The organism is Coprococcus intestinalis (genome assembly GCF_023656595.1).
Classification (GTDB): Bacteria; Bacillota; Clostridia; order Lachnospirales; family Lachnospiraceae; genus Coprococcus_A; species Coprococcus_A intestinihominis.
The window spans coordinates 93,814-110,204 of record NZ_JAMOKJ010000015.1 but is presented as its reverse complement, the minus strand read 5'-3'; the positions used below and the strand labels follow the sequence as shown (position 1 = coordinate 110,204).

At 44.2% G+C, this 16,391-nt stretch carries 14 protein-coding genes; 12 read left to right on the top strand and 2 right to left on the bottom strand.

What is annotated here, in order from left to right; translation table 11 throughout:
- Nucleotides 1-106: 106 nt before the first annotated feature.
- Nucleotides 107-958, bottom strand: coding sequence for an Rpn family recombination-promoting nuclease/putative transposase (locus NBH03_RS11925; protein ID WP_250799719.1), 852 nt, complete (start codon nucleotides 956-958; stop codon nucleotides 107-109).
- A 338-nt stretch (nucleotides 959-1,296) separates the two neighbouring features.
- Between NBH03_RS11925 and NBH03_RS11920 the strand changes: the two genes are divergently transcribed.
- From NBH03_RS11920 to larE, 3 genes are all read left to right on the top strand, one after another.
- Nucleotides 1,297-1,515, top strand: a complete 219-nt coding sequence (locus NBH03_RS11920) for a cation transporter (RefSeq protein ID WP_015513131.1) — start codon at nucleotides 1,297-1,299, stop codon at nucleotides 1,513-1,515.
- A 119-nt stretch (nucleotides 1,516-1,634) separates the two neighbouring features.
- Nucleotides 1,635-3,503 (top strand): heavy metal translocating P-type ATPase, encoded by a 1,869-nt coding sequence (locus NBH03_RS11915; RefSeq protein WP_215690456.1) that lies wholly within the window; start codon nucleotides 1,635-1,637, stop codon nucleotides 3,501-3,503.
- Nucleotides 3,504-3,691: 188 nt separating this feature from the next.
- Nucleotides 3,692-4,501 carry an ATP-dependent sacrificial sulfur transferase LarE gene (gene larE, locus NBH03_RS11910; protein ID WP_250799718.1) on the top strand — a complete coding sequence of 270 codons (810 nt, stop codon included), beginning with the start codon at nucleotides 3,692-3,694 and terminating at the stop codon, nucleotides 4,499-4,501.
- A 75-nt stretch (nucleotides 4,502-4,576) separates the two neighbouring features.
- Here larE and NBH03_RS11905 read toward each other — a convergent pair whose 3' ends face one another.
- Nucleotides 4,577-6,694, bottom strand: a complete 2,118-nt coding sequence (locus NBH03_RS11905; protein ID WP_250799717.1) for a PTS sugar transporter subunit IIABC — start codon at nucleotides 6,692-6,694, stop codon at nucleotides 4,577-4,579.
- Nucleotides 6,695-7,005: 311 nt separating this feature from the next.
- Between NBH03_RS11905 and NBH03_RS11900 the strand changes: the two genes are divergently transcribed.
- From NBH03_RS11900 to NBH03_RS11860, 9 genes are all read left to right on the top strand, one after another.
- Nucleotides 7,006-7,950: an alpha/beta fold hydrolase gene (locus tag NBH03_RS11900; RefSeq protein ID WP_250799716.1), complete on the top strand. Its 945-nt coding sequence runs from the start codon at nucleotides 7,006-7,008 to the stop codon at nucleotides 7,948-7,950.
- 14 nt (nucleotides 7,951-7,964) lie between these two features.
- Nucleotides 7,965-8,621 carry a CatA-like O-acetyltransferase gene (locus tag NBH03_RS11895; protein ID WP_250799715.1) on the top strand — a complete coding sequence of 219 codons (657 nt, stop codon included), beginning with the start codon at nucleotides 7,965-7,967 and terminating at the stop codon, nucleotides 8,619-8,621.
- 258 nt (nucleotides 8,622-8,879) lie between these two features.
- Nucleotides 8,880-10,670, top strand: a complete 1,791-nt coding sequence (locus NBH03_RS11890; RefSeq protein ID WP_250799714.1) for a Na/Pi cotransporter family protein — start codon at nucleotides 8,880-8,882, stop codon at nucleotides 10,668-10,670.
- Nucleotides 10,671-10,681: 11 nt separating this feature from the next.
- Nucleotides 10,682-11,365, top strand: a complete 684-nt coding sequence (locus tag NBH03_RS11885) for a response regulator transcription factor (RefSeq protein ID WP_015513136.1) — start codon at nucleotides 10,682-10,684, stop codon at nucleotides 11,363-11,365.
- A 6-nt stretch (nucleotides 11,366-11,371) separates the two neighbouring features.
- The gene (locus tag NBH03_RS11880) at nucleotides 11,372-12,712 is read left to right on the top strand and encodes a sensor histidine kinase (protein WP_227082401.1); all 1,341 of its coding nucleotides are present in this window, start codon (nucleotides 11,372-11,374) and stop codon (nucleotides 12,710-12,712) included.
- Between the two features lie 147 nt (nucleotides 12,713-12,859).
- Entirely contained in the window at nucleotides 12,860-14,311 is a 1,452-nt protein-coding gene (locus NBH03_RS11875) for a L,D-transpeptidase family protein (protein ID WP_250799713.1), read from the top strand.
- A gap of 15 nt (nucleotides 14,312-14,326) precedes the next feature.
- Nucleotides 14,327-14,923 carry a hypothetical protein gene (locus NBH03_RS11870; protein WP_250799712.1) on the top strand — a complete coding sequence of 199 codons (597 nt, stop codon included), beginning with the start codon at nucleotides 14,327-14,329 and terminating at the stop codon, nucleotides 14,921-14,923.
- Between the two features lie 159 nt (nucleotides 14,924-15,082).
- Complete coding sequence (locus tag NBH03_RS11865) at nucleotides 15,083-15,787, top strand: hypothetical protein (protein WP_117528466.1); 705 nt, start codon at nucleotides 15,083-15,085, stop codon at nucleotides 15,785-15,787.
- Nucleotides 15,788-16,381 carry a hypothetical protein gene (locus NBH03_RS11860; RefSeq protein WP_250799711.1) on the top strand — a complete coding sequence of 198 codons (594 nt, stop codon included), beginning with the start codon at nucleotides 15,788-15,790 and terminating at the stop codon, nucleotides 16,379-16,381.
- Nucleotides 16,382-16,391: the final 10 nt, after the last annotated feature.

Here is a 16,391-nt window from a genome sequence, read left to right as displayed (position 1 = left end):
CATCATCTACCAGAAGAAATCCCTTCTTTTATTGTCCACTAACCAGGATTTTATCCCTTCTTCTTGTGTCCATTTTTAAGGAACCCTTCTTCTTATCGTGTCCATTCTATGGGGTATATTTTACTTCGAGGCCTTTTTGAAGCCCCTCTTCCAGACCTTCTTCCTGCAGTTTCCTTAAATGCAGTTCCCAGGCATATTCAGAGTATAACATAGTGAGTACCTCCGCTTTATTCCGAATCAGAAACTCTTTGAGAACGTTATTGGAGATGCATTCTTCAACGGCTATCTCTACAGCGCGTTCACGGGTATAGCCGGAAGATATGTAATGGCGAACAGTATCGACGAATAGAGCATAGTCATGCAGTGTCTGACATTTCTCCATGAGCGCTTTATTATGCCCATAGTTGATATTCAGCATAATAGCGCAGACTTCCAGATGATTCTCCAGGCCATCATCCGGGTATGAATCACTGAGTCGAAGTACCAGCCGGTCCGGCTGTTCCGTTGTCCCATTGTAAAATACAAAGAACTGGGCTTTCGGAAGCTTCAACAAAATTGACGAATAGACATCTAATCCGGTCTCCAGAATATAGCCTTCATATAATCGGGCCATATAGGTGAGACCGCGTATCGGCATATTCGGGTTGAAGGAACTCTGATGCTCATATAAATTCAGAGTCGTGCCAATGAGAAAAGAAACGTCATTGCGATATCCAAGGAAAAGCGCACCGCTGAGGGTTGTAATCGTCAACAGACCGGGGTCTGAATAGTTCGTCCCATTAATTGCATTGTAAAGGGATAGTGCTTCTGATGGGGAATTAAAAATCTGTTCGAACAGACTGGATAAAAAAGTTCTGTTCAGTGATTGAGAAGTTGCTGAAGCAGACAAGGATGCTGCGTAAGCAGCGGTATCTGCAGTTTTATCAGGTGTAAAGGTGGATGGCTGCCATTGTGCCATAAAATCTACCTCCATTTTACCATAAAACGAATTCATATACGAGTAATAAAAAACTTCAAAATATGATGCGCATCGTGTAAAAACATCATAACACATCAAAAACAAACTTCTCCTGAACGGAAATAGCAGCAATTTCGGTTCCATCCTTAAATCATTTTGGGTCTTTATTTAGAAGATGCAGTATCTGTATAGATGAAGATTATATAATGCAATAATAATTTTGAAAAAACAGAGTCTTCTATTGACATCATCTCTATCTGTGGTATACTTAAATTAACATATGAATAAATGAGCATATAAATGATTAAAAAAATAATATATTCAAAGGAGATTTTATTATGAAGAAGACGTATAAGATTGATGTGGATTGTGCCAACTGTGCGAACAAGATGGAAGATGCAGCGAATAAGACAGCCGGTGTGAAGAATGCGGTTGTCAACTTCATGGCACTGAAGATGAGTGTTGAATTTGAAGAGGGTGCAGCGCCGAAGGATGTCATGCAGGAAGTATTGAAGAACTGCAAGAAGGTTGAGGACGATTGCGAGATTTTCCTTTAAGACAGAATGAATACGGAAGTTGTGAGATACCAGGATTGGATGCGTCTGACCCTGGTATCCTGCCATAGAGTTTGAAGTTTGTTATAGATAGTATGACTGAATAAAGGAAGGTGAGCTGTGTGAATAAGAAGCAGAAAAAGGTTTTGACAAGAATTATTATAGCAGCTGTTTTGATGATTGCTTTTTCTTTTCTTCCGGTTGAAGACTATACGGCGTTTGTTTTATTTCTGATTCCGTATCTTGTCATTGGATATGATATTCTGATCAAGGCCGGCAAGGGCATTAAGAATCATCAGGTGTTTGACGAGAATTTTCTGATGGCGGTAGCAACCGTAGGCGCGATTGCCCTTGGTGATTATCGTGAAGGTGTTGCTGTTATGCTGTTTTACCAGATTGGCGAGCTGTTCCAGAGCTATGCTGTGGGCAAGAGTAGAAGGAATATCAGTGATCTGATGGATATTCGTCCGGATTATGCGAATATCGAGCGTGACGGTGAGATTGAGGAAGTGGACCCGGATGAAGTTGAGATTGGCAGTATCATCGTTGTCAAGCCGGGTGAGAAAGTGCCTATTGATGGCGTGATCATTGAGGGAACCACCACATTGAATACAAGTGCACTGACAGGAGAGAGCGTGCCGAGAGATGCATCGGAAGGTGATGAAGTGATCAGCGGTTGTATCAATATGACGGGTGTTCTCAGAATTAAGACAACGAAGGAATTTGGTGAGTCGACGGTTTCGAAGATTCTGGATATGGTGGAGAACGCAAGCTCAAGAAAGTCCCGTTCAGAGAACTTTATTTCCAAGTTTGCCAAATATTATACACCGGCTGTATGCTATGGTGCGTTGGCGCTGGCAGTGCTTCCGCCGATTGTCAGGATGCTTTTTATGGGTTTTTCACCGGAATGGGGAGATTGGATCATGCGAGCGTTGACATTCCTTGTCATCAGCTGCCCGTGTGCCCTTGTTATCAGTATTCCGCTTAGCTTTTTCGCCGGTATCGGCGGTGCCAGCAATGCAGGTGTCCTTGTAAAGGGTTCTAATTATCTGGAGACACTGGCCGGAACGAAATATGTTGTATTTGACAAGACAGGTACAATGACACAGGGGGTATTTGAAGTAACAGGTGTGCATCACAATACATTGCCGATGAATGAAATCCTTGAGTATGCCGCATTGGCAGAGAGCTTTTCATCTCATCCGATCAGTCGCAGCCTTCAGAAGGCTTACGGCAAGGCCATTGATCAGAGCAGAGTGACGGATGTGCAGGAAGTCAGCGGTAAAGGTGTCATCGCGAAGGTAGACGGCAGAACCGTTGCTGCAGGCAATGCCAAGTTGATGGAACTGGAAGGTATTCCTTATCAGGAGTGTCACAGCGTCGGTACAGTTGTTCATATGGCAGTAGATGGTGAATATGTCGGTCATATTCTGATTGCTGACCTGCTGAAACCGCATGCAGAAGAGGCTATCAGAGCACTGAAAGTGGCCGGTATCAAGAAGACCGTTATGCTGACAGGAGATGCCAAACGTGTTGCGGACAAAGTGGCGGCGAATCTGGGGATTGATGAAGTACACAGTGAATTACTCCCGGGTGATAAGGTTGCTATGGTGGAAAAACTGCTGTCACAGAAGAATGAGAAAGAGAAACTGGCCTTTGTGGGTGACGGTATTAATGATGCACCGGTACTTTCAAGAGCAGATATCGGTATTGCGATGGGTGCTATGGGATCTGATGCAGCCATTGAAGCAGCGGATATTGTTTTGATGGATGATGATCCGCTGAAGATTGCCAAGGCTATCAGGATTGCCCGGAAGTGTATGAGAATTGTTTATGAGAATATTTATTTTGCCATCGGTGTTAAAGTCATTTGTCTGATTCTCGGTGCCTTGGGTATTGCCAACATGTGGGTTGCGATTTTTGCGGATGTAGGTGTGATGGTTATTGCCGTGCTGAATGCGATTCGTACATTGTATGTGAAGAATTTGTAAGCAATTACTTTTGCCTATATAGTGGGGATGTATGTCGTTTTACGTAAATAGGTAGTTAAAAAAGTGTTCATTGACATTGATGGGACATGCTGATATAATGATTTCATATTAATCATACGAATATGATATGAAAAGTTTGCGGAGCAGACTTGCATTTTATAAAATCATAATCGGAGGTGTGGACGAGAATGGATCAGCTACATGAAAAATATGAAAATTTAAAGGTGTATCTGAAATCTCTGGGCAGTGTGGCCGTGGCTTTTTCAAGCGGCGTGGATTCTACATTTTTATTAAGGGTAGCACATGATGTGCTGGGGGACAAGGCCATTGCGGTGACGGCAGCATCCTGTTCTTTCCCGGAAAGAGAGTTGAATGAAGCAAAGAAATTCTGTGCAGAAAATGGCATTCAGCATATTGTTTGTGAATCAGAAGAGCTGGATATCGATGGTTTCAGACAGAATCCGAAGAATCGATGCTATCTTTGCAAACATGAGTTGTTTGAGAAGGTTTGGAATATTGCCAAAGAGAGTGGGCTGAATGCGGTGGCAGAAGGTTCCAATATGGATGATAATGGAGATTACAGACCGGGTCTTGTGGCTGTCAAAGAGCTGGGGGTCAGCAGTCCTCTTCGTGCAGCAGAACTGAACAAACAGGAGATTCGTGAGTTATCAAAGGAATTGGGACTTTCCACATGGAATAAGCAGTCCTTTGCATGCCTGTCTTCGCGTTTTGTTTATGGAGAAACCATTAATGAAGAAAAGCTTGGTATGGTGGAGAAAGCTGAACAGCTCCTGCTTGATCTGGGATTCTATCAAGTGCGTGTAAGAATCCATGACAAAATGGCAAGAATCGAAATTCTGCCGTCAGAGTTTGAAAAACTGTTGGCTGAGGGGATCCGTGAAAAAGTTTACAACTATTTCAAAGAACTTGGTTTTACATATGTAACACTGGATCTGGGCGGTTACCGCACAGGCAGTATGAACGAAACACTTCATTAGACGAAAAACGGGGCTGCATTGCAGCTCCGTTTTTCAGTCAAGGTAGACAGATAGAATTTGCGATCCGGATGAACATTAATAATGGACTTTAAGAACAGCGTCTCCGATGTGAACCGGTCCTGTTTTAAGAAGTTCGACGGATTCAGCGCCGCCGGCACCGGTGATGATAACAGGGGTGACGGTTCTGCAACCGGCTGATTGAATACCTTCCAGGTCAGCTCGCAGGATCAGATCCCCTTTTTGGATTTCCTGGCCTTCTTGGACGAATACTTCCAGATGCTGGCCGTTTAATTTGACGGTATCCAAACCGACATGAAGGATCAGCTCTGTATCATTTGCAGTGTGCAGTGCGATGGCGTGATGTGTATCAAAAACCATGGCAACGCTACAGTCAAATGGTGCATAGAAACTGCCGTCAACAGGTTCGATGGCTAATCCTTCGCCGATATAACCTTCAGAGAAAACACCGTCATTGATTTCTGTGAGCGGAATGACAGTGCCGTTGCATGGAGCATAGACAATATCAGTGATGGCGTCGGCAACTGATAAATTGTCAGAAGCTTTTGCCTCTGCGGAAACAGCAGGATTTGAGACTTCTGCTGAAGTTGTTGGAACTGCGGCGGAATTATCCGCTGTCGATGATGAAGCAGGAATGATCTGAGCGATATAATCCTGCAGACGGGCATGGATAACCGTGACTTCCGGGCCGTAGACAACCTGGACGCCGTCACCATTGGCCACAACAGCAGCAGCGCCTGTGGCGAGAAGCTTTTCTTTGTTGAGCTTTGAGGGCCGATGTAAAGTGACACGCAGGCGCGTCGCACAGCAACTTAAATCGGAAATGTTCTCAAGACCGCCCAGACCGTCAAGAATCTGTTGACTTTTGTTGTCAGCGTTATTGACAGGGGCGGCATTGTCCTTTTCATGTCCCGGTGTCTGATAGTTAAATTTCAAAATCATTACCCGGAAAATGATAAAATAGACAATGAAATAAAGGATACCTACAGGAATGACATGCAGCCAGCTGGTTTTGGTATTGCCCTGGAGAATGCCGAACAGGAAGAAATCCAGGAAACCGCCGGAAAATGTCATGCCGATACCAACATTCAGCATATGCATGAGCATATAGGAGAGGCCGGCAAATGCACAGTGAATGGCATATAGCGGCGGAGCGACGAATAAAAAGGCAAATTCCAGAGGCTCTGTAATTCCAGTGACAGCGGAGGAGATGGCTGTGGACAGCAAAAGGCTTCCTACAGCTTTTTTATTTTCAGGGCGGGCACAGGTATACATAGCCAGGGCAGCGCCGGGAAGACCGAACATCATCAACGGAAATTTACCGCTCATAAAACGTGTGGCTGCGACACTGAAATGTGAAGTATCAGGGCTGGCAAGTTCTGCAAAAAAGATATTCTGGGCACCTTCAATGAGCTGGCCGTTTACAAGTTCACGACCGCCGACAGCGGTTTGCCAGAAAGGCATATAGAAAACATGGTGGAGCCCAAAAGGAATCAGGGCGCGTTCCAGAAGCCCGTAGACAAAAGTGCCGCCGTATCCGGACGTCAGCACCAGTTTGCCTGCATCGTTGATCAGAATCTGGATCGGCGGCCAGATATAGAACATAAGAATACCGATGCCGACATAAGTGATTGCGCTGATGATCGGGATAAAATGTGTTCCGCCAAAAAACGAAAAAACCTTGGGCAGTTCAATTTTGTAAAAACGGTTATGCAATGCGGCAACGCCAAGCCCGACAATGATGCCGCCGAAAACACCCATCTGCAGGGATGTAATGCCGACAATTTCGGTGGTTGCACCGGTGAGAAAAGAATGGCTTCGACCCGTATAAGTTATCAGACTTCCGATGGTACTGTGCATAACAAAGAAAGCAACAATACTTGAAAGTGCGGCTGTGGCTTTTTCGCTCCGGGCCATACCGATAGCAACGCCGACAGCAAAAAGAATCGGCAGATTGTCAAAAATGATCGAACCGGCACTGTTAAGCAGTGAAAACAGGATGTAAGGAGCTGTTCCGGGCCCCATGAGCCCTTTCAGGTGATAGGCGGCCAGCATATTTGTATTGGTCAGAGAACTGCCGATGCCGAGAAAAATACCGGCGATAGGCAGAAGAGCGATGGGCAGCATAAAAGACTGACCGATACGCTGCAAAAGACTGAAGAGGTGTTTTTTCATAAAAAATCCTTTCGGGACGGTGGGAGTGGAAATTCTGTCTTCAGCTTAATCCAGGGTAATAGACAGAATTTCCTACCCACCTGCCTTTGAATGTCATATGTTATATTTCATAAATTTATTTACCTTATTTATGATAACACACATTTGTATAATAGGGATAAAAAGTTGTTGGCAGCTTGTGTGTATTTCTGGTGTTTTATGTGATATTCGGGTATAATAGATGTTATAGAATAATCGGCTTCAAGCGGGGAAGGGTGGAGTCGGGATGTGAATTGATGATGTATGATGAGAAACGAACTGGGGGCGCAGGTATGGTAGAGAAGGAAGAGTTTTATTTGAATTCAACGAACGGGGTGAATAAGCTTCATGTGATCTTGTGGCATCCGTTGGAGGAGATCAGGGCGATTGTTCAGATTTCCCATGGCATGTGTGAATATGTGGATCGTTATGACAGGTTGGCGACATTCCTGGCACAGCATGGTATGATGGTGATCGGCAATGATCATCTGGGCCATGGGGAGACGGCGAAGAGTGAAGAGGAACTGGGATATTTTCCGAAGGCGAAGGACTCTGAGACAGTCGTGGATGACTTATATAAGGTAACGAAGTCGATCCGTGCAAGATATCCGAGAATACCGTATTTCCTTCTGGGGCATAGTATGGGATCTTTTATGGCCAGAAGATATCTGATGACTTATGGCAGCCAGCTGGATGGTGCGATACTGATGGGGACGGGTTCACAGCCGCCGGCACTGTTGAGTGCGGCGAAGACCACAGCCAACAGCCTGAGTGTTGTCAGAGGTGAACATCACCGAAGTCAGCTGATGATGAAAATGGCATTTGGCTCATATAATAAACAGTATCCGTCTGTCAGAACAGAGTATGACTGGCTGTCCCGGAATGATGCGAATGTTGACACTTATCTTGAGGATCCGTATTGCGGTTTTATGTTTACATTGAACGGTTATAAAGTTTTATTTGATGTGTTGAGCTTTATTCAGGAGCCGGCCAATATCAGCAAACTGCCGAAAGAAGTGCCGCTTTTATTTGTGGCGGGAAGTGATGATCCTGTGGGACATTTCGGTAAGGACGTGCCGGAAATCTGCAGAATTTACCGTGAGGCAGGGGTTAAGAATGTCGAAATGAAGATTTATCCCGGAGACAGACATGAAATACTCAATGAACTTGATTATGAACAGGTACAGATGGACATACTTTCCTTTATAGAAAAGCGTCTTGAGGCGCTGGAGGCATGACAGGAGGAATAGAAATGACATTTGAACGTATAGACATGGAACAGTGGCCGCGTCGGGAACACTATCGATATTATAATGAACAGATCCGCACCAGTTATGAGATGAATGTGGAGCTGGATGTGACGAAGTTGAGGAAACGCTGCCTGAAAAAGGGGATTTATTTTTATCCGGCGATGATGTATGCCATTATGTACAGCATTAACCATCATGAGAATTTCAGAATGGCCCTGGATGAAGAAGGCCATCTGGGCGTATATGATATCTGTCATCCGTCCTACACGATTTTTCACAAAGATGATGAAACATTTTCAGATATCTGGACAGAATGGAATGAGGATTTCAGCATATTTTACAAAGATATCTGCAGAGATATGAAGCAGTATAAGGATAGCAAAGGAATTAAAGCCAAGCCGGATCGTCCGGATGCCTTTACGCCGGTATCCTGTGTACCTTGGGTTTCTTTTACATCTGTGGGACATGACACACCGGGACCGAGGCAGATGTATTTTCCGATCATTGTTTTCGGACGTTACCATGAGGTTCATGATCGCTGGATGCTGCCTTTCAGTATAATGGTCAATCATGCCGTGGCGGATGGTTATCATACTTCTATGCTGATCCATGATATACAGGAGCAGTGCAGTCATTGCAAGAAGTGGCTGAAGAAATAATAGAGAAGAACTGGCAGATGGGAGTTGTCCATCATCTGTCAGGTGCTGTGCAGAAATGCGGGCAAGATTATGGGTTTACACAGAATTTACGTAGATAAAGCTCAAAAAGTCCAAAATACACCTGAATGTAAATGAAATTTTACATTAATTTTACATGAAATGCCTTTAGCCTTTACATAGTCATCGTATAATCGGGAATGAATAGGGAAACTATTTATGAACAGATGAATGTTATGAAGACATGTAAAGGAGAAATTTATGAGTGTATTTGATATTTTAACGATGATTGGCGGCCTTGCCCTCTTTCTGTATGGTATGGAAGTTATGGGCAACGGTCTGTCAAAGGCGTCCGGCGGACGTATGGAACGTATTCTGGAGAAGATGACAGACAACATTTTCAAGGCTGTACTGTTAGGCGCCGGTGTAACAGCTGTCATCCAGTCATCGTCAGCCACAACGGTTATGGTTGTTGGCTTTGTTAATTCCGGTATTATGAAGCTGTCTCAGGCAGTTGGTGTTATTATGGGTGCCAATATCGGTACAACCGTGACATCATGGCTTTTGAGTCTGACAGGTATTCAGGGGGACAATTTTATTCTGACATTGATGAAGCCGTCCTCTTTTTCACCGATTCTGGCCGTAATCGGCGTCGGATTTCTGATGTTTTCCAAGAATGAGAAGAAAAAGGATATAGGTACCATTATGATTGGTTTTACCGTGCTGATGTTTGGTATGGAAACCATGAGTGATGCGGTGAAACCACTGGCGGATGTGCCTGAATTTGCGAATATTCTGCTGATGTTCAAGAACCCGCTGCTGGGTATGCTGGCAGGACTTGTCCTGACGGCAGTGATCCAGAGCTCATCGGCATCGGTCGGTATTCTGCAGTCTTTATGTGTGACAGGGGCCGTCAGCTATGGTGCAGCTATTCCTATTATTATGGGACAGAACATCGGTACATGTGTGACGGCACTGCTGTCCAGTATCGGTGCATCCAGGAATGCAAAGCGTACAGCATTTGTCCATTTGTATTTCAATATTATCGGTACGACGATTTTTATGATTGGTTTTTATGCGCTGAATGCATTTGTCCATTTCAGTTTTATCGACAATATGGCCAATCCGGCAGGTATTGCGGTCATCCACAGTGTGTTTAATATTTTCGCAACAGCTATTTTACTTCCTTTCCACAGGGGACTTGAGAAACTGGCGATCCTTACTGTCAGAACATCTGATGAAGATGAGAAGCAGTCTGTACAGCCTGCAGAGGAAGGACAGGATATGCTGCTTCTGCTGGATGATCGTTTCATTGAGAAACCGGGTTTTGCCATGGAGAATTGTTATTCCGTTACATCTCATATGGCCGAGCTTTCCAGACAGGCATTGTTTATTGCCATGGAGCTTCTGCAGAAATATGATGAGACAAAGGCAGAGAATGTTCTGAAACTGGAGAATAAAGTGGATCATTATGAGGACCGTCTGGGTACGTATCTGATTCGACTCAGCAGTCGTGATCTGTCGGAAAAAGACAGCAAGAGTCTGTCTATGCTGCTGCACTGCATCGGGGATTTAGAGCGAATTTCCGATCATGCGGTGAACATTATGGAAAAGGCCCAGGAAATGAACGAGAAAAACCTGTCATTTTCGGATAAGGGTGCTCAGGAACTGGAAGTTTATTCCAGAGCAGTGAGAGATATTATGAATATGTCTATTGAGGCATTTAAGAATGATGATATTCATCTGGCACGTCAGGTGGAACCGCTTGAGGAAGTGATCGACTATCTGAATGATGAGTTGAAGCAGCGTCATGTCAGACGACTTCGCAGCGGCGAATGTTCTGTGGAACTTGGTTTTGTTTTATCAGATATCACGATTAATTATGAGCGAGTGGCAGACCATTGTTCCAATCTGGCCGTTGACCTTTTGAGAATCCATGAGAATGTATTTGATGTCCATGAATATCTGGAAGGCCTGAAAGAAAACAAAGATGCAGCATTCCGTGAAGCCTATCAGAAGGATAAGGCAGTTTATGCGCTGCCGCAGTCATAAGGAGGACAAAAATGGCAACAATATATATTCTTGAGGATGACCTGAATATTCAGGAAATAGAGGCTTATGCTCTGAAAAACAGCGGATATCAGACAGAAGGTTTTGATAATGCCAGAGAATTTTTTAAAAAGGTGTCGGAGAGAGTGCCGAGCCTTTTGCTGCTGGATATTATGCTTCCTGATGCGGATGGACTGGACGTTTTGAGAAAGCTCCGGTCCATGCCGGAGACAAAGAAGCTGCCGATTATTCTGGTGACAGCCAAGACATCAGAAATCGACAAGGTTAAAGGACTGGATGTAGGGGCAGATGACTATATTACCAAACCCTTTGGTATTATGGAACTGATTTCAAGAGTCAAGGCATTGCTGAGAAGAAGTGCTTATGTGGAAGAAAAGAAATTCCTGACGCTGGGCAATGTATTTATGGATGATGAAAAGCATGCCGTATATGTCAGTGATCAGGTCTGTGAGCTGACCTATAAGGAATATGAGCTGCTGAAACTTCTGATGTCCAATGCAGGGATTGTGACTGCGAGAGATACGATCATGGAGCGTATATGGGGCATTGATTTTGAGGGTGAATCGAGAACTTTGGATATGCATATCAAGACCTTGCGTAAAAAACTCGGTGAGGCCGGTTCTATGATCAAGACTGTTCGAAATGTCGGCTATATTATGTCGGATAAGGAGAATTAGAAGGCCATGCGCGGAAAAAAGATGAAGCACAAAATATATCTGCAGTTTTGTCTGATCGCGGCCCTGGCCATCCTTATTACCACAACCATTGTGACGGCACTGTTTTATCAGCGTTTTAAAGCACAGGTTTTCAGTGATGTGAGAACATACGCCTATGTTTTGACCAGTGTGGATACATATGATGAAGCAACGCTGATTCAGGAAGTGCATCAGCTGGATAATCTTCGTGTCACGATTATCGACAAAGAAGGCAAAGTCCTTTTGGATACCAATGCGGATATCGGCGGCATGGAAAACCACAGCAACCGTGAGGAGATCAAGGCGGCGTTTGAAACAGGTGAAGGTCAGGCTGTCCGTCAGTCTAAAACAGTGGCAAAATCTACATTTTATTATGCTGTGCGCATGAATGACGGCAATGTGCTCCGTGTGGCGACGGAGACAGGCAGTGTTCTCAGTATTGTGCAGGGAATGCTGCCGATCATCGCGGTGATGGTGGTTATTTTGTTTGTTATCTGTACATTCCTGGGACGTCTGCTGACAGACAGTCTGCTCAGACCGATTGAACAGATGGCTGAAAACATGGATTATGTCAACGAAATTGCGGTTTATCAGGAGATGGAACCATTTATTGATACGATTCGCAGACAACATGAAGATATTTTGAAAAATGCCAGTATGCGTCAGGATTTCACAGCCAATGTATCACATGAGCTGAAAACGCCTCTGGCGGCTATTTCAGGTTACTCGGAACTGATTGAAAACGGGATGGTATCGGAAAAGGATATTGCCCGGTTTGGTGGTGAGATTCATAAGAGTGCAGATCGTCTGCTGACATTGATCAATGACACGATTCGATTGTCAGAGCTGGATGCAACGACGCAGGATGTGGTTCTGGAAACGGTAGATTTGTATCAGGCGGCGGAAAACTGTATGGATACGTTGGAGATGAGTGCGAAAAAGCATGATGTGACACTGAAGCTGGAAGGTGAGTCCTGCAAGATTCGTACAGAGAAGGGAATGGCTGATGAGGTAATCTACAATCTCTGTGACAATGCCATTCGATATAATAATAAAGGCGGAAGTGTGACCATTTCTGTCATGCCGGTGGATAATCAGATTGTACTGTCGGTCAAAGATACCGGTATTGGCATTTCCAAAGAGCATCAGGAACGCATTTTTGAACGTTTTTATCGTGTGGATAAAAGCCGGTCAAAATCTACAGGCGGAACCGGTCTTGGACTCGCCATAGTGAAACATATCGTGGCCAGAAACGGTGCACGGATGGAACTGGCCAGCGAGGTTGGAAAAGGAACAGAAATCAGGATTTATTTTGATAAGGCTGCATGATATATGCGGCCTTTTGCCGTATCAGGAGAGAAATCATATTTGTTTATAAAAAAGACAGATTATTTAGGTAAAATATGGTATGATAGGAACGTAATGCATAGATAACGATGAATAGATGAATGATAGATAGATGATGGAGGAAGAGGTATGGCAAAAAAGAAGAAGTCGGTCAAAAAAGGCCTGATCATTGGAATCAGCTCTGTTGTTGTATTGCTGGCAGCGGCCTATGCAGGTGTGGGATATTATTTCCATGACCATTTTTATCCGGGAACCGTGATTAATGAGACAAATTTTTCCCTGGGAACGGTAGAGGCGGCAGAAGCGAAGATTAAGGAGGAAGCAGAGGATTATCTGCTGGCTGTCCACGACAGAGAAGACCGGGTCTCTTATATCAGTGGATCGGATATTGATTATCATTATGAATCCGATGGCAGCATCCAGAAGATGATGGATGATCAGAACAGTATGCTGTGGCCTTTACATATAGGCAAGGAGCATTCTCATACAGTAGAGGTAAAAATGACGTATGATGAATCAAAGCTGGTGACATTGGTTGAAGCCATGGATTGTTTTAAGGAAGAGAACATTGTTAAGCCGGAAGATGCCTATTTGAAGTATACAGAGAATGGTTATGAGATTGTCCCTGAGAAGCAAGGGAGTCAGCCTCTTGAGGAGCAGATTATGTTGGATGTGAAGGCGGCCATTGACAGCCGTCAGTCTGTCTTACGGCTGAGCGACAACGACTACGTTCAGCCGTCAGTGACATCAGATGATCCAAAATTGCAGGAGAAGCTCCAGGTAACAGAGAAATACAAGAATATGTCGATCACTTATGAGATAGAAGGCTCAGAGCAGGTTCTGGACGGCACGACCATTTTGTCATGGCTGACGATTAATGATGATCTGTCCGTTACGGTGGATTCCGATATGGCGGCCTCTTATGCACAGCAATTGGCTTCCAAGTATAATACATATGCGGCAACAAGGTCCTTCGAAACAACTGCAGGGGATACAGTCAAAATCGGCGGCGGTGATTACGGCTGGGTTATTAATAAGAAAGGGGAGGCTGCACAGATTGTTGAGGATATCAAGAATGGTGAATCTGTGACAAGAGAACCGAAATACGAGCAGAGAGCTTTTGTGGAAGGCGCAGATGATATCGGCAATACATACATAGAAATTGACTATACAAATCAGCATCTCTGGTATTACAAAGATGGCTCTCTTGTGGTAGATTCAGATATTGTTTCGGGTAATCTTAATAACGGCAATGGTTCACCGGACGGTGTTTTCAAGGTTATCAGCAGACAGAGTCCGGCGACATTGAAGGGCGAAGATTATGAATCGGACGTTACGTATTTCATGCCGTTTGCTTACAATGTGGGGTTGCATGACGCAAGCTGGAGAAGCTCTTTTGGCGGCAGTATCTATAAGAATGGCGGTTCACATGGCTGTATCAATTTGCCATATGATGCAGCGGACACGATTTATAAGAATGTTGAGCTTGGTACACCGGTGGTTGCTTATTACCGGGAGGATGTGAAACTGACTTCCAATAATGCTAAGGTTTCCAATGCATATTCTTACAGCAGTAAATAACAGGAGGGAAGATACATGTACTTTCTAATTGGTCTGGGAATCATCGTAATTATTGTCTATGGCAATATGCTTTATGATCGAATCAAGACAAAGAAGAATAAAGATACGATAGATGTCGAGAAGTCTGCAGGTACAGCGGATAACCATTTTGCTGAGCAAAAGGAGACGAAAGGTCAGAAGACTGAAATCAATAGGCAGGCGCCGGATCAGGATCAATCCGGGAGCATGGTCAAAACAGCAGCGAATATTGCTTTTTCAGGCCCAACGCTGACACAGATGATTGCGGATGATCTGAAACAGAAGAAGCATATATTCGGCCTGCCGTTAACTTTGTGTGAAGAGCGGGGAGACGGTCAGCTGATCGCTTTGGATCGTGAGGACAATATTTATGTCATTGAGACTGTTCAGAGGGCAGATTATGAGGAGTTTTATCTGCAGATATTGGATGATATGGCGGTTCAGAGAAAACGTATTCAGAAAAATGCAGCAGACCGGAAAGTCTATGCAGTTGTGTGTGTGACAACTTTGCCTGAAACATTGAAATTGGCAGCAGAAAAGGACAATGCGATTCGAATTTTCAGTTATGAATTGAATTTTCGAAATGTCATGTAGAAAAATGTTGCTAAATTGTTAATTAAAAATCTTAAAAAACTCTAAAATCTATTGCGAAAATATTACAGATATATTACACTTAGCGGGTGCCGTGTGAAAACGGCAGCTTGGGATTTGTTTTCAAATCCGGAATATTAAATTTTGCGAGGTTTTTAGAGAATGAAGAAATGGATGCTTTTGCTGAGTCTGGTGTTGATGATCGTCATTGTAAACTGCGGTCAGGCTCAGGCGGCAGAGGAAACAGCCACGAAAGATATTACTTTTGAAGAATTGAATGATGAAAATGTATTTATCAAACAGTCAAGACGGGGAACCTGTACACTGGCGTCTTCGGCCATGATTATGCGCAGGGCGGCAATGCTGGCAGGTTTTGAGAACTGGGAAGATATTACGGAGAGCAGTGTAGGGAGCGTTGCATGGAGAGAAGGCGTCGGTATTTCATGGACATTTACGTATGATGGTGTGACTATGACGCATGATTATGTATCCTCTGTAGAAGATTTGAAGAAACTGTTGGAAGAACATCCGGAAGGAATTGTTGCCTATGATTCCAATAAGCCTCATGCCATTGCGCTGACGGACTATGATGCAGAGACAGATACTTTCTACTGCAGCGACCCTGCTGAGTGCTGTGCGAAAGCGAGAGTGCCGGTTTCAGAGGCGATTATTTCACTGGAGAATGTGGATGTGGTCTGGTATGTGACAAGCCCATCGAATCTGAGTGCACCGGTTATGGCTGCTGCAGAAGCGAATGAGGCGGAAGAGAATACAGAAGCACAGTCAGTGATTCCGGAAATCGAAACAGCACCAGTGACAAGTCTTGACAATTTGAGTCATACAGAATTGAAACTGGAGATGAACTAAATGATTAAGATGATACTGGCCATTGGCCATATTAATTACGATAAATTTCTGAACAATATGCTGGAGATGGCCAAACAGCATCCGGAGCAGATGGGCGGTATGAAACTGCCGCCGTTTACGACTCAGATGATCAAACTGCTGCCTGCTCGTAAGAAGAATGAAATGGTTGCCCAGGCATTAAACAGCAGTAAAGGCAAAGTGGAGCCTCAGATTGAACAGCTTCTGGCCCCGATTACAGGTCCGATCCAGCTGAAGAATTTTGATATTCAGTGCGGCGGTAAGCGGGATGCGGATGAAGTGACTTTGACGGTGGAATTTGCAGGTTATGACTGCGGGTATGTGGCAGATCACATATTGCCGTTTTACTATATGGAAGCAACAGCACCGGCATTTCTTGGTCCGGAATATAATGGACCGACGGACCTTGCGTCTGTGCAGGCTTATATTAAGGCTCAGGATTATAAGAAAGCACAGTTCCTTATTGCAAAGAGCATGAGCGTCAATAAAGCCTACATTATGAACTTGCTGCAGGACAAAGCGAAGCTGGCAGAGATTGAACTGCAGGTGAATAATTTACGATTGATGATAAAATAAAAAGAAATAG

Excerpts from the sequence above, each read along its gene's own strand:
- NBH03_RS11925 (WP_250799719.1), bottom strand. The coding sequence starts at position 958 with ATGGCACAATGGCAGCCATCCACCTTTACACCTGATAAAACTGCAGAT.
- NBH03_RS11920 (WP_015513131.1), top strand. The coding sequence starts at position 1,297 with ATGAAGAAGACGTATAAGATTGATGTGGATTGTGCCAACTGTGCGAAC.
- larE (WP_250799718.1), top strand. The coding sequence starts at position 3,692 with ATGGATCAGCTACATGAAAAATATGAAAATTTAAAGGTGTATCTGAAA.
- NBH03_RS11905 (WP_250799717.1), bottom strand. The coding sequence starts at position 6,694 with ATGAAAAAACACCTCTTCAGTCTTTTGCAGCGTATCGGTCAGTCTTTT.
- NBH03_RS11900 (WP_250799716.1), top strand. The coding sequence starts at position 7,006 with ATGGTAGAGAAGGAAGAGTTTTATTTGAATTCAACGAACGGGGTGAAT.
- NBH03_RS11895 (WP_250799715.1), top strand. The coding sequence starts at position 7,965 with ATGACATTTGAACGTATAGACATGGAACAGTGGCCGCGTCGGGAACAC.
- NBH03_RS11890 (WP_250799714.1), top strand. The coding sequence starts at position 8,880 with ATGAGTGTATTTGATATTTTAACGATGATTGGCGGCCTTGCCCTCTTT.
- NBH03_RS11885 (WP_015513136.1), top strand. The coding sequence starts at position 10,682 with ATGGCAACAATATATATTCTTGAGGATGACCTGAATATTCAGGAAATA.
- NBH03_RS11880 (WP_227082401.1), top strand. The coding sequence starts at position 11,372 with ATGCGCGGAAAAAAGATGAAGCACAAAATATATCTGCAGTTTTGTCTG.
- NBH03_RS11875 (WP_250799713.1), top strand. The coding sequence starts at position 12,860 with ATGGCAAAAAAGAAGAAGTCGGTCAAAAAAGGCCTGATCATTGGAATC.
- NBH03_RS11870 (WP_250799712.1), top strand. The coding sequence starts at position 14,327 with ATGTACTTTCTAATTGGTCTGGGAATCATCGTAATTATTGTCTATGGC.
- NBH03_RS11865 (WP_117528466.1), top strand. The coding sequence starts at position 15,083 with ATGAAGAAATGGATGCTTTTGCTGAGTCTGGTGTTGATGATCGTCATT.
- NBH03_RS11860 (WP_250799711.1), top strand. The coding sequence starts at position 15,788 with ATGATTAAGATGATACTGGCCATTGGCCATATTAATTACGATAAATTT.